10 protein-coding genes are annotated in these 12858 nt (G+C 56.6%); 7 read left to right on the top strand and 3 right to left on the bottom strand.

Features of this window, described 5'->3' with window-relative positions:
* Positions 1 to 37: 37 nt before the first annotated feature.
* Together recD and PLU01S_RS09750 are read left to right on the top strand one after the other, a co-directional pair.
* The gene (gene recD, locus PLU01S_RS09755; protein ID WP_074827844.1) at positions 38 to 2032 is read left to right on the top strand and encodes an exodeoxyribonuclease V subunit alpha; all 1995 of its coding nucleotides are present in this window, start codon (positions 38 to 40) and stop codon (positions 2030 to 2032) included.
* 239 nt (positions 2033 to 2271) lie between these two features.
* Positions 2272 to 3858, top strand: a complete 1587-nt coding sequence (locus PLU01S_RS09750; protein WP_074827718.1) for a DNA recombination protein RmuC — start codon at positions 2272 to 2274, stop codon at positions 3856 to 3858.
* Positions 3859 to 3900: 42 nt separating this feature from the next.
* Here the strand turns inward: PLU01S_RS09750 and PLU01S_RS09745 are convergent, their stop codons facing one another.
* Positions 3901 to 5214: an MFS transporter gene (locus PLU01S_RS09745; protein ID WP_074827716.1), complete on the bottom strand. Its 1314-nt coding sequence runs from the start codon at positions 5212 to 5214 to the stop codon at positions 3901 to 3903.
* 621 nt (positions 5215 to 5835) lie between these two features.
* A complete protein-coding gene (locus PLU01S_RS09740) occupies positions 5836 to 7758 on the bottom strand; it encodes an AAA family ATPase (protein ID WP_074827712.1) in 1923 nt (640 codons plus the stop codon).
* A gap of 433 nt (positions 7759 to 8191) precedes the next feature.
* On the opposite strand from PLU01S_RS09740, the gene PLU01S_RS09735 reads away from it, so the two are divergent.
* From PLU01S_RS09735 to PLU01S_RS09715, 5 genes are all read left to right on the top strand, one after another.
* Positions 8192 to 8977 (top strand): SIR2 family NAD-dependent protein deacylase, encoded by a 786-nt coding sequence (locus PLU01S_RS09735; RefSeq protein WP_074827707.1) that lies wholly within the window; start codon positions 8192 to 8194, stop codon positions 8975 to 8977.
* Between the two features lie 269 nt (positions 8978 to 9246).
* Positions 9247 to 9876 carry a helix-turn-helix transcriptional regulator gene (locus PLU01S_RS09730; protein ID WP_019366625.1) on the top strand — a complete coding sequence of 210 codons (630 nt, stop codon included), beginning with the start codon at positions 9247 to 9249 and terminating at the stop codon, positions 9874 to 9876.
* 4 nt (positions 9877 to 9880) lie between these two features.
* The gene (gene csgE, locus PLU01S_RS09725; RefSeq protein ID WP_019366624.1) at positions 9881 to 10273 is read left to right on the top strand and encodes a curli production assembly/transport protein CsgE; all 393 of its coding nucleotides are present in this window, start codon (positions 9881 to 9883) and stop codon (positions 10271 to 10273) included.
* A complete protein-coding gene (locus PLU01S_RS09720; protein ID WP_010797522.1) occupies positions 10270 to 10680 on the top strand; it encodes a curli assembly protein CsgF in 411 nt (136 codons plus the stop codon). Before csgE ends, PLU01S_RS09720 begins: the two co-directional genes overlap by 4 nt.
* Positions 10681 to 10708: 28 nt before the next feature.
* On the top strand, positions 10709 to 11560 hold the full coding sequence (locus PLU01S_RS09715; RefSeq protein WP_010797523.1) for a CsgG/HfaB family protein: 852 nt from the start codon (positions 10709 to 10711) through the stop codon (positions 11558 to 11560).
* 41 nt (positions 11561 to 11601) lie between these two features.
* On the opposite strand, the gene PLU01S_RS09710 is transcribed toward PLU01S_RS09715, so the two are convergent.
* Positions 11602 to 12675 (bottom strand): glycoside hydrolase family 5 protein, encoded by a 1074-nt coding sequence (locus tag PLU01S_RS09710; protein WP_083397948.1) that lies wholly within the window; start codon positions 12673 to 12675, stop codon positions 11602 to 11604.
* Positions 12676 to 12858 lie beyond the last annotated feature (183 nt).

Raw genomic sequence — 12858 nt, 5'->3', positions numbered from 1 at the left:
GACGGCCCATACACCGGACCTCCGGCCGCTTGAATGCATGGCGGATCTGTTTTTGCTGCTGGACCGCTGGGTTGAGCGAGGGTGGCTTAGGCCGCTGGACCGCGCCTTTGTATCCTTTCTTTATGAGCTCGACGGGCAGAGCCACCCGAGCGTGATGCTGGCAGCGGCATTGACCAGCCATCAGCTGGGCCATGGGCATGTGTGTCTGGATCTCGCCGAAACCTTGGGCAACCCGGACATGGCATTATCGCTGCCACCGGAGGGCGATGAAGACAGGCAACCGGTGCTGCTGCCTTCCGAGGTACTGACAGCTCTCAACGTAGCGCACTGGTTGAGTGCGCTGGAGGCCAGTCCTATTGTGGCCATCGGTCAGGTCGATGACTGTCCGCTGGTGCTCGATGGCCAGCGGTTATATTTGCGCCGTTACTGGAGCTATGAGCGCCGTGTCAGCGAATGCCTGCGGCTGCGTCTCTCCGGCCTGGGGTCTGTGCCGGATGACCTTTGCACACGCTTGGCTGCGCTGTTTCCCGAGCGTCCATTGATCGATGGCAAGAACGTGACCGACTGGCAGAAGCTGGCCTGTGCCCTGGCGGCGCGAGGCGCGTTCAGCATCATCACCGGCGGTCCGGGTACCGGCAAGACCACTACAGTTGTCCGGCTTCTTGCGCTGCTTCAGGCTCCGGCTGTCGAGAAGGGAACGCCCATGCGTATCCGCTTGGCGGCGCCAACAGGCAAGGCTGCCGCCCGGCTGACCGAATCCATTGGGCGACAGGTGCAGTCATTGGGTGTAAGCGAGGCCGTGCGTCCGCATATTCCCGTAGACGTTACTACGGTGCACCGGCTGCTTGGTAGCCGCCCGGATACCCGTCATTTCCGCCATCACGTCAGCAACCCGCTGCCGCTGGATGTGCTGGTCGTGGATGAGGCGTCCATGATCGATCTGGAGATGATGGCCTGCCTGCTCGACGCACTTCCGCAGCACGCGCGGCTGATCTTGCTGGGCGATAAGGATCAGCTGGCCTCGGTCGAGGCAGGCGCCGTTCTGGGCGATCTGTGCCGTGATGCCGAGCTGGGCTATTACACGCCGAAAACCCGCGCGTGGCTGGAGGAAATCTGCGGGGAATGCCTGAGCGACGAATCGCTGGAAGACGGTCACGAGGAGCAGCATGCTCTGGCACAGCAGGTCGTCATGCTACGTCATTCTCGCCGGTTCAATTCCAGTAGCGGTATCGGCCAGCTGGCACGCCGGGTAAATCTTCAGGAGGCCAGCAGTGCACGTGAGCTGTTGGTCAAAAAGACCTACGATGACCTGTTCTGCCTGCGGCTGCGCGATGCCGAAGACAGGGCACTGGAAAAGCTAGTGCTGGATGGTCACTCACCCAAGGGACCCCGCGGCTACCGGCATTATCTGAGTATGATGCAGGCGCTTCGGCCCAGTTACGACCTGCCAATGGATGATCCTGTCTGGGAAGTCTGGGCTAAGGACGTGCTGGATGCCTTCGATGAGTTCCAGCTGCTCTGCGCGGTCCGTAAAGGACCCTGGGGAGTAGAGGGACTTAACCAGCGGATCGCCAAGGCGTTGCTCAGTGCCGGGCTTATCAGCCAGGACCAGGGCTGGTACGAGGGCCGCCCGGTACTCGTGACCAAGAATGACTACAGCCTGAACCTCATGAATGGCGATATCGGCATTGCCTTATGTATGCCAGAGCCTGCCAATCGATCAGGCAAGGCAATTCGTGTAGCCTTCCCGCGCAATGACGGTAGCGGCGGCCTGCGCTTCATTCTGCCGAGCCGGTTATCTGCCGTGGAAACCGTGTTTGCCATGACAGTACACAAGTCCCAGGGCTCCGAGTTCGCGCATACGGCGCTGATCCTGCCGGATACAATCAGCCCGGTATTGACCAAGGAGCTGATCTATACCGGTATCACCCGGGCCCGGGACTGGTTCAGCTTGATCGAATCCAAAACAGGCGTTTTTGAAGAGGCGGTGTCCCGCCGGGTCAGGCGCCTGAGTGGGTTGATGCTGATGTAAGCCTGTTCACATGTAAAGCGTATCGGCCTTGGCGTGGAGCGCCTTACCCAATCTGTATGCGTTGCAGGTTGGGTGGGGCAGGCTTGGGAGTTATCGCTGACGTGGCGGCTGGCGGTACAAATGCTACCAGGCTGCTCTACAAATAATCCTTTCGCGCTAAAACCGGGCCGTAGGCACTGGACGGGCTCATCCGGCCCACATAAGGTGCGAGCTTTGATGTATCCGTTGTGAGGCTGGCTATGAATTCGCTGAACCTGATCTCCCTAGTGTTGCCGCTGGCGGCTCTGCTGGGGTGGGGCGTCACGGCAGCGTTGCTGGTCAGACAGCAGCAAGGTTTGCAGGCGCGCCTTCAGGAAACCCAGGAACTGATCGAGGCAGAGCGCAATGAGGCCCAGCGGTTGGAAGTGGCCAACAGTCGGCAGGCGGTTGAGCTGAATGCCGAGCGTGACCGCATAAAGCAGCTGAAAGAGCAGATCGAAATGCTCCGGCAAAGCGAGACGGAGCTGCGTGGTCAGGCGCGTCAGGCGCAGTTGGATATGTCAGATTACCGTGCCGCGTCTGAGGCGGCGCGCGCGCAGCTGAACGGCCTGCAGCAGCAGCTTGCCGAGCAGCGCACCCAGCAGGCCCGCGAGCAGCAGATACTCCAGGATATACAGACACGGCACGCCCAGCTGGTGGAAGAGCATGCCACCTTGCGGACCACGCTTGAGCAAAAAGAACAGCATTTCCTTGAGCAGACTCAGCTCCTGAAGGAAAGCCGCGAGCAACTCAAGGCCGAATTCGAGCAACTGGCCAGCCAGATCTTCGAGGCGAAGGGGCAGACCTTTTCCCAGCACAGTCAGCAGTCGCTGGATGCATTGCTCAAGCCATTTCGCGAGCAGATCGAAGCGTTCCGCCACAAGGTTGAAGATATCCATCACAAGGACACCCAGCAGCAGGCCGCTCTGGCACAGCAGCTGTTCGATCTAAAAGAGCTTAATCGGCAGATCACGCAGGAGGCCCATGAGCTGGCGACCGCCCTGAAAGGCCAGAAGAAAGCTCAGGGCAACTGGGGTGAGCTGATTCTTGAAAACGTGCTGGAGCGCTCCGGTTTGCGTCAGGGCACCGATTTCATGCGTGAAGTCAGCTTTACCACCGAGACAGGTCGTCGTCGGCCGGACGTCCTGGTGTATCTGCCCCAGAACAAGCACCTCATCATTGATGCCAAGGTCTCGCTCAACGCCTATACCCGCTACATCAATTGTGAAGATGAGGCCGAGCGCCGGATCGCTCTGGCAGAACACGTGCGCGCGGTAGGAGAGCGCATCCGCGAGCTATCGGATCGTGAGTATTTCAAGCTGCCGGGACTCAATGCACCCGAGATGGTTTTCATGTTCGTACCCATCGAGTCGGCATTTGTCGAGGCCCTCAAGGCAGACGAGACCTTATTCCAGCGGGCCATCGAACAGAATGTGCTGGTCGCAACCCCGACCACTCTGCTAACCAGCCTCAATATTGTCCGGCAGCTCTGGCGCTTCGAAGACCAGAGCCGGCACACCGCCGAACTGGCTGACCGTGCCAGCAGGGTATACGACAAGCTACGGACCTTTCTGGGAAGCATGGACGGTATTGGCAAGAGCCTGGAAAAAGCCCAGGAGGCTTATCACAAGGCCTGCGGGCAGCTCGTTAGCGGGCAGGGCAACCTGGTCAAGCAGGTCAACGATTTCCGTGCGTTGGGTGTGTCCGTCAAAGCCGAGATCGATGAGCAGTGGGCAGAGCGGGCGGACCTTGAACTGAACCTGATTTCCCTTGAGGGGGAGTCGGTGTTTCAGGAACGAGAGGTATAAAAAAGCGCGGCACAGGCCGCGCTTTTCCATTCAGGAGCAGGCTCAGCTCTTGGCTGGTTCGGCGCCAGTGAGTGTCTGGTTCGCATTAGCCGGCTGCGTGTCGGTCAGGTGAGAGCGGTCGGTTGCCACGTTCCAGACGATCAACGCCGCCACGATGTCGAAAATGGCTAGCACGATAAACAGTGGGCTGTAGCCTACCTTGGTCACCAGCACGCCGAAGACAAACGTGAACGCCGCGGCGCCCAGGTAGCCGAACATGCCGCCCATGCCGGTAGCCGTCGCCACTTCATTCTTGCCGAATGCGTCAGCAGTCACCGAGTACAGCGCTCCTGAAAGCGTCTGATGGGCAAAGCCACCGATGCAGAGCAGGGCAATCGCAGTGTACGGGCTCGCCACAAGGCCAGTACAGGCTGGTGCGATCATGCAGAAGGCACCCAGCATCAGTACGATCTTGCGCGAGGTGAACAGCGAGACCTTGAGGTGCTTATGGAAGAAGGGGCTCATGTAACCGCCCAGCACGCAACCGATGTCTGCCGCCAGGAAGGGAAGCCAGGCAAACAGAGCCACTTCCTTAATGTTCATGTGACGTTCGGTCATCATGTACAGCGGAATCCAGGCGTTGAAGGTCTGCCAGGCCGGCTCGGATAGAACGCGCGCCGCTCCAATGGCGAAGAAGTTACGGCTGGTCAGAATCTTTTTCCAATTGGCTTTGGCAGGCGTTTCATCCTTGTGCTGGGCTTCCTGGCCCGAAAGAATGTAGTCCCGCTCGGTGTCGGACAGCAGTTGCTGCTGACGCGGATGTTTGTAGAACACCAGCCACAGGGCGCTCCATACAATGCCGAGCACGCCCACGATCAGGAACGCCAGCTCCCAGCCGCTCTGCAGGATGGCCCAGACCACCAGCGGCGGTGCCAGCAGGGCGCCTACCGATGAGCCGATGTTGAACCAGCCAATGGCGACCGAACGTTCCTTGGCTGGGAACCACTCGGAGGTAGCCTTCACCCCTGCGGGGATACCGGCCGCTTCTGTCAGCCCCAGTAGGCCCCGGAAAAACGCAAGCCCTTGCCAACCGTTGGCCATGGCCGCTGCTGCGCACGCCACCGACCAGGCAATGGCGAAAATCGCAAAGCCCAACTTGGTACCAATGGCATCCAGCAAGTAACCTGCAATAGGCTGCATGAAGGCATAGCAGAGCTGCCAGGCGATTACGATGTGAGAATACTCTTCGGCGCCAAAATCGAGCTCTTTCATCATGGTGGGCGCTGCCACCGACAAGGTATTACGGGCCAGGTAGTTGACGATCAGACCGCCCGTGACAAGGGCGACCATCCACCAGCGGATTCCTTTTATTTTCATGACACACCTTTAATTGTTCTTAATGGTTGAGCTGTGCTGCAGGGCAGGGCTAAAGCGTTGAAACGCCGCAATGCGCAGTCAAATGCTGCGTTCGAAACAGGACACACAAGGCGAGCAACGGGCTCGAAGCGTTCGGCGTGATATCGCCATAAAGGGGCTTAAACCCGGCCAACGAATAACGAAATGACGCGGATCGGAGGAAACGTGCATGAGGTACGATGGATTCGAGAGGCGGATGTATGACGACTTTGATTTGACGCCGGACCTGCAGGTGATGCCAGGCAAGCGTGACAGATGTAGGCCTGTCAACAGGCTTACAACCGCGCTAGTAGACGGGTTTACCTCTGCACAATAAGTAGTCGGTGCCACACGGTTTCGAATAGGTGTAATCGCTGCGAGGGCCATAGCGCTACATATCCATTTGTTATGATTGTTGTGTCATACGTCGTCATACAACTGGAAATATTATGTAACGTTCCTTTGTTACTTTGTCAATTCAGACTATCGGCGAAAGGCAGACGGTTTTGCTTTCTACGGTAAGAAATTGCAGATTTTTCCCAATAAAAAAAGCCCGCGGTGTTCACCACGGGCTTTGGGGATCAGCGAGAGCTGTGGCGTGGATTAATCCAGCGTCCAACCGCTCATGGCTGCGTTCTGGGCACGCTCGGGATCGGCCTTGATGGCGCGATTGAGGGCCTTGACTGCCTCGCTACCGCCATGGGCAGCCAGCGCATGCATGACATCCTCGCCCGGGATCGTCTCGTGCTCGAGCAGGCCTTGGGTAATGCTGTCCAGGGCCGGACGCAGGCGCTGCAACAGGGCCATGCATTGATCGTTCAGGCGATGCAGGAGCTCATCTGCGGCCTCGATGGACGTATTTGCATCGTATTCAATGCCGGCATCACGCAGTGCCTGAATGCTGATCAGCGAGCCTTTCGGTCCCATGCCCAATGAACCCACCATCGACAGGGCCAGCTTGGAGGCTTCCTGCAGGTCCTGGGCCGCGCCCGAAGATACTTCATGGAAGTAGATCTGTTCGGCACAGCGGCCGGCGAGCAGCATCTGGATACGAGCCTTGAGTTCCGACTCCAGATGCAGACGCTTGTCTTCCACCGGTGTTACCAGTGTCACACCCAAGGCCTGACCACGGGGCAGGATGGTCACCTTCTCGACACGCCCAGTGTTGAGCGCCGCTGCTACCAAGGCATGGCCGGCTTCGTGTACGGCAATACGGGTCCGCTCGGTATCGCTCAGCGGCGTGACAGCAGTAGGCTGCTCACCGATACGGCAGGTCTCGATCGCATCCACAAAGTGGCTCATGCTGACCTGAGTGCAGTTCTCACGTGCCGCCAGCAGCGCCGCATGGTTGGCAATGTAAGCAATGGCAGCAGGTGTCAGGCCAACGGTGTTACGGGAGAGGGCCTCGAAATCCAGGTCACCCTGCACCTGAATTTTCTTGGCGTACAGGCGGAACAGCTCGATACGGTCTTCCAGGGTTGGCAGACCGACCGCAATGGTCCGGTCGAAGCGGCCTTCACGCACCAGTGCCGGGTCCAGCGAGTTGGCAAAGTTGGTCGCACCCAGGACAAGCACGCCGCTAGAGCCATCGAAGCCGTCCATCTCGGTCAGGAACTGGTTGATGATGCGGTTAGCTTCCGCGTCGCTTGAGCGGGACTGCTCGGCACGCTTGCCAATACCGTCGATCTCGTCGATGAAGATGATGCACGGAGCCTTCTTGCGCGCTGTACGGAACAGGGACTTCACTTTCTGAATGCCCACTCCAAAGAACATCGAGGAGAAATCACTGCCCGTCACCTGGATGAAATGCGCGTTGCATTCTGTAGCCAGTGCTTTGGCCAGCTGGGTTTTTCCTGTGCCCGGCTCGCCGGTCAACAGGACACCCTTGGGCGGACGTGCGCCCAGTGCCGAGAAGGCGGCAGGGTTACGCAGGCAGGTAGTGATGTCCTCCAGTGCACGCTTGGCTTCATGGGCCCCAACGACATCCTCGAAGGAAACATTCGTGCCCTTGCGCTGGATCTTGAACGGGCTCATAGCGCGGAACGCCAGCGGTACGGCCAGCAGAAGCAGCAGCAGATAGGTGGGCAGGTTGGCCAACAGGCTTTCCATGACCGGACTGCGCTCAGCCGATTCGGCAAAGGTCGCAACCGGGAACAGGGTCTCGCCACGGTTCGAGTAGTCACGCAGAACCAGATCGCCGACCCGGCCAGAAGGATCGGCTACCGTGTAGTGAGCGTTGGCCGTGGTAGTGATATACACCGCTTTTTCGCCAATCACAGCACCTGCAATGGCGTTGCTGCGCATGTCGTTGACCAGAACGGACAAGTCCTGCGGATGGTCTGTCCACGGTTGTGGTGCCGTGCGGACCGTATCAAGCATCGCTTGAACCGAGCCGGGGGCTGCTGTGCTGACAGTTGCCTGACCAGACGTCAGGCTCCAATAACCGATACTGCCAGCAATTACTGCAGCCAAGGCCAGCGCGGGAATAACAGTGAAACGATGCTTGCTAAAAAAGGATTTCTTCATGGCGATTCCGGTGAGGCGAAACGTCAGCAAGAGAAAAATACTCTCGCTCGAAGGGAACTTCCGGATTATCGGCATGTAGCGCAGCGAGTGAACCCGCTCTTGTCGAAATACGATGAGTGGCGGCACCGTCGGTCGAGTTTGAAAACGATAAGGTATCTGTTGGTAAAAGAAAAATGAGAACTTTGAGCAATTGTGTAGCGTATTTACACCAGTGCTCTGGCATGCACTTCCCATTAAAAATGGTAGCGCCTGCCGCAAAAACTGGTTACGTTTCGACTGGCAAATTCATATTAATTGGCTACAACTGGATAAGCATTTCATATTCAGACAAGAACGTTTTATTCACCAATAGGACCTTTGGTGAAAAAAGACCGGAAAGGCCTCTTTATAAAAGCAGGATCGGCCCACTCATGGAAAGATTGGAACAGATGTTATGAGCCAAACCCCATCCTCTACGTCCCTGGCGATAGATGAAGCGCTGAAACACTATATTCGCGATGCACAGCACGTGGTGTTCTTTACCGGTGCAGGCGTATCGGCCGAAAGCGGCATTCCCACCTTTCGAGATGCACAGACCGGACTCTGGGCAACGTTCGATGCCACCGAACTGGCAACCCCCGAAGCCTTTGAGGCGGATCCGGCCCTCGTCTGGGGATGGTACGAATGGCGTCGTATGAAGGTGCTGAATGCTCAGCCCAATCCGGCCCATCTTGCCATTGCCCGTCTGGCCCAGCACTTTCCACGCGCTACCGTCGTTACCCAGAATGTCGATGATCTGCACGAGCGTGCCGGGAGTGCCGATGTACTGCACCTGCATGGCAGCCTGCATCAGCCGCGCTGTTTTGCCTGCGGCACCGGCTATTCGTTCGAGCGTGAAATACCGGTTGAACCAGATCAAGGTCGTCGTGTCGAACCGCCACGCTGTTCCAGGTGTAATGGTTTTATAAGGCCGGGCGTCGTCTGGTTTGGCGAGTCGTTACCGGTACAGGCCTTGCAGCAGGCATTTGATGCGGCAGCCCAGTGTGATGTCCTATTTTCCGTCGGTACATCCGGTGTGGTCTACCCGGCCGCTCAGATGCCTCATATTGCGCGTGATGCCGATGCCGCGGTCGTTCATATCAATCCACAGCCGGTTTCAGGAGTACATTCCGATGACTGGACGTTGATTGGTGCAGCAGGTGATCTATTACCTAAGTTGGAAAGAGAAGTCTTTTCCTGATGTATCTCGTTACGTGAATACAGTCCTGTTTCATAAAGTGTTCACGTTGGTTCTTGAGAATTCTGTTGTTTCAATCCAGCCTACTGAATATTCAACCGTCATCAGGGAGTGATGCCAAAAGAATCTCAATATATCGCTGTGTTTAATTTCTCATTTGTTTGAGGCGAAATGGTTTCAGGGGCTTTTTTGTTTGTGATCGCAAGATCGTTGGATAGCCTACCGACATTAAGAATAACCGAGGCTTAAAGTTGAGTTCAGCAGACGCCATTATGGCAACAGGCCGCCCGCCACTTACCGTCAAACTACTGACCAAGAATCAGTTGTTGGGGCAGTTGTTCCAGCACTTTCTCAATCAGCAGACGGAATTCGAGTTATGCGTGGGTGACTTCAATGGATTGGAAAAGGCCAGGGCATCTCTGTGGCTGCTTGATGTCGGTAGTGTCGCATTCGAGCAGTGCTCGGCTGTGCTGGATCAGTTGATTGGTCAGGCACCGGTTGCGCTGGTCAATACCTCGGATGAGCAGGCGCAGCAGCTCATCGAAAAGCATCCCGAGATCAAGGGAATCTTCTACACCCATACCTCCCGAGAGCTTTTGCTCAATGGCATACAAGCCCTGCTGATGGGACGGGACTGGTTGCCACGTGATGTCATGGAGCGTCTGATCGAGCGCTATCGGCGGATGCAGACACTGGAAGAGGAGGCGGTGGACCTGACCGGGCGCGAGCGTGAGATCCTGAGCCTGGTTGGCAAGGGGTATTCAAACGCGGAGATTGCCCATCAGCTCTGCCTGAGTACACACACCATCAAGAGCCATATTCATAACCTGCTTCGCAAGATTGGCGCCTCCAATCGTGCAGAGGCCGCGCTGAAGTTCTACGAAAAGAGTAAAGGACATTAACGCAATGAAGCGTTGGGGAGTCGGACTGCTGGGGATGATGATGCTGATGTCGGCACAGGCTGCCGATGATGAGGAGAATATCCAGGGCTTTATCGTTGACAACACGATCTCCCGCTTCGGTCACGACTTTTATCGCTATTTCAGCGATCGGTTGGTCGATACCAGCCAGCTGGATTTCAACTTGGTAGTACGCGAGAGGCCTTCTGCGCGTTGGGGAAGTTTGGTCTGGGTGGAGCATGACCAGCGAGTGGTTTACCGGCAGTTCATCCAGCCTAATGTCGCGGAGCTCAAAGGCACGGCCTATGCAGCGGCGGACATGGTCAAGGACACAGTCGCTAAACAAAAACTGGAAAATCTTTTATATGACACCTTCGACATGGACAGAGACGAGCTATGAAGAATAAGAACGTACATTCAGCAACGATGCTAGGGCTGCTATTGCTAGGTTCCGTCTCGTCGCTCCAGGCCACTGAACTGGTCTATACCCCCAAGAACCCTGCTTTTGGCGGCAGCCCGTTGAACGGCTCGTATCTGCTTGGTAACGCGCAGGCCCAGAATGACTATGATGATCCTAATGCCAAAAAGGCAACTACTTTATCGGCATTGGAGCGCTTTACTAACCAACTGCAATCTAGCTTGCTCTCTGACGTTCTTGCTAAGGCTCGAAAGGGAGAAGCAGGTAGCCTTCAAACTGACGATTTTATTGTCAATATGCTCAAGGATGAGACTGGACAGTTGGTCATTCATATTACCGACCGAGCAACCGGCGAAATATCCGAGATCGTAACCGGAACGACTTACTAAGCAGCACGCTAAACCAGGAATAGCCATTATGAAACGACTCATGATGTCGTCAGCGTTGCTGTGCGCGATGCTGATGCAGGGATGTTCTGTGCGTGACCCCATGCCCGCCGAACAAAATGCCCAACCTACACTGACCCCACGGGCTTCCACCTATTACGATCTGCTGAATCTGCCGGCACCGCGAGGCAAGCTTGTTGCGGCCGTCTATGGGTTCCGTGACCAGACCGGCCAGTACAAGCCCAGCCCGGCCAGCTCGTTCTCTACTGCCGTCACCCAGGGTGGCGCCAGCATGTTGGTCGATGCACTCCAGGCCAGCGGTTGGTTCGTGGTGCTGGAACGTGAGGGTCTGCAGAACATTCTGACCGAGCGCAAGATCATCCGGGCGACCCAGAGCAAGCCCAACACGCCACAAAACATTCAGCAGCCGCTCCCTTCACTGCAGGCAGCCAACATCCTGCTGGAGGGTGGCATCGTTGCCTACGACACCAATATTCGCAGCGGCGGCGAAGGCGCTCGCTACCTGGGAATCGGTGCCTCCCAGGAATACCGGGTCGATCAGGTGACGGTCAATCTGCGCGCCATCGATGTACGTGGCGGACAGGTATTGGCGAACGTGATGACATCCAAGACCATCTTCTCGATTGGTCGCTCGGCGGATGTCTACAAGTTCGTCGAGTTCAAGAAGCTACTAGAGGCAGAGTCTGGCTATACCACCAACGAGCCGGCTCAGCTTTGTGTACTGTCGGCTATCGAAGCGGCTGTCGCGCATCTGATTGCCCAGGGGATCGAGCGTAAATTGTGGGTCGCCTCCGATGTTCATGCGCTGGATGATAATGAAGTCCTGAGCAAGTACGTCACCTCAAAAACGATGCCCAAGTAAGCCAATGGAGCCTCAAGCAGGCCCCATTTCCATAGGTCCGATCAGTTCGGGCCTATTTGTATGCACTGACTAGGTGTGCTCAGGTATTTCTTGAGCGTCGGCCATTGCGGGCGTTCCTGTCCATTCACGGGCTCAACCGCCAGGTTGTAGTTACCCCAGCCAGGACCTGCCGCCCAATAGGTTGCCGGGATACAGTTCTGTCTGAGATAGGCCAACATGTTGTCCATCAGTACCAGCCAGCGAGGATCATTGTCCGGGACGCCAAACTCGCCGATATAACCCTTCTTGCCATGCTTTTTCAGCCACTCTACGAAAGGCTTCACTCGCGCCACACCATACATGGGGTCCAGTGTGCTGACGTCCACGGTCTCGTAGGTGCCACCGGAGTTGTTATCGAAATAGGTGTGCGCCGAGAAAATCAGATTGTCGGACGGGTCTTTCAGATTGAGCAGCGAATCGTTCCATTGCGCCCAGCGGGTTGCCTCCGCCCAACCATTGCCTTCGACAATGATGGGTTTGACCTTGTCCACCGTACGCACGCCATTGATGCCATGCTGTGCTGCGGTCGGCCAGTAATCGAGCGCACCGTTGGGTTCATTCATGATGTCGTAGGCGTAGAGGGCAGGGTGCTTGGCCCAACGAAAGGCGATGCGGTACATCACGTCGTGGTAGGCCGCATACGGCACGTTCTTTGTACCGATCAGCTCACCGCGATAACGCGCATAGTTATGCAGGTCTAGAATGACGCGCACATTGTATTTCTGTGCATAGTTCATGGTCTGCTGGATCAGCCCTACATAGTCCGGGTCAAGCATGCTGTAGAGCTTGGGCTGTAGGCGCTCCCAGATAATAGGGAAGCGAATCAGGCGAACGCCTCTCTCGCTCCAATCCTTGAAATGGGTTTCCGTAGGAAAAATGTAGTTGCGGTTGTTGAGGCCGGGTAGAACGTGGGCCGCAAACCCTGCGCCCGACATGTTCAAGCCAACCAGACCGACGCTTAAATCATCCGCTTGGGCTGTAGCGGATAGCGTAGCTACAAAAGTAGAGAGCAGCAGCCCCTGTACTGCACCACGAAAGAGGCGTCTGAGTCGTGCGATGGATTCAAAGCGGTTCATGAAAGTTTCCCCAATATTGAATAAATCAATTACCAGCTGCTGTGTTGCGCTGGATAAGCCGTGACAGTTGCTTAAGCGCCGAGATGATTTCTGCGACGCATGCTGTCGTTGTGCTTGGCGTATCGACGGCTTAGCGTTTGGCTTGAGGAAGGAAATGGCAGTGAAAAGGCCGTCATAGAGCGG

This window comes from Pseudomonas luteola NBRC 103146, assembly GCF_002091675.1.
GTDB classification, from domain to species: Bacteria; Pseudomonadota; Gammaproteobacteria; order Pseudomonadales; family Pseudomonadaceae; genus Chryseomonas; species Chryseomonas luteola.
The sequence above is the reverse complement of the archived record's forward strand: the minus strand, read 5'-3'. Positions and strand labels throughout refer to the sequence as shown.

What these genes read in the sequence shown, in the direction of transcription:
- recD (WP_074827844.1), top strand. Translation starts at nt 38, where the DNA reads ATGGCGGATCTGTTTTTGCTGCTGGACCGCTGGGTTGAGCGAGGGTGG.
- PLU01S_RS09750 (WP_074827718.1), top strand. Translation starts at nt 2,272, where the DNA reads ATGAATTCGCTGAACCTGATCTCCCTAGTGTTGCCGCTGGCGGCTCTG.
- PLU01S_RS09745 (WP_074827716.1), bottom strand. Translation starts at nt 5,214, where the DNA reads ATGAAAATAAAAGGAATCCGCTGGTGGATGGTCGCCCTTGTCACGGGC.
- PLU01S_RS09740 (WP_074827712.1), bottom strand. Translation starts at nt 7,758, where the DNA reads ATGAAGAAATCCTTTTTTAGCAAGCATCGTTTCACTGTTATTCCCGCG.
- PLU01S_RS09735 (WP_074827707.1), top strand. Translation starts at nt 8,192, where the DNA reads ATGAGCCAAACCCCATCCTCTACGTCCCTGGCGATAGATGAAGCGCTG.
- PLU01S_RS09730 (WP_019366625.1), top strand. Translation starts at nt 9,247, where the DNA reads ATGGCAACAGGCCGCCCGCCACTTACCGTCAAACTACTGACCAAGAAT.
- csgE (WP_019366624.1), top strand. Translation starts at nt 9,881, where the DNA reads ATGAAGCGTTGGGGAGTCGGACTGCTGGGGATGATGATGCTGATGTCG.
- PLU01S_RS09720 (WP_010797522.1), top strand. Translation starts at nt 10,270, where the DNA reads ATGAAGAATAAGAACGTACATTCAGCAACGATGCTAGGGCTGCTATTG.
- PLU01S_RS09715 (WP_010797523.1), top strand. Translation starts at nt 10,709, where the DNA reads ATGAAACGACTCATGATGTCGTCAGCGTTGCTGTGCGCGATGCTGATG.
- PLU01S_RS09710 (WP_083397948.1), bottom strand. Translation starts at nt 12,675, where the DNA reads ATGAACCGCTTTGAATCCATCGCACGACTCAGACGCCTCTTTCGTGGT.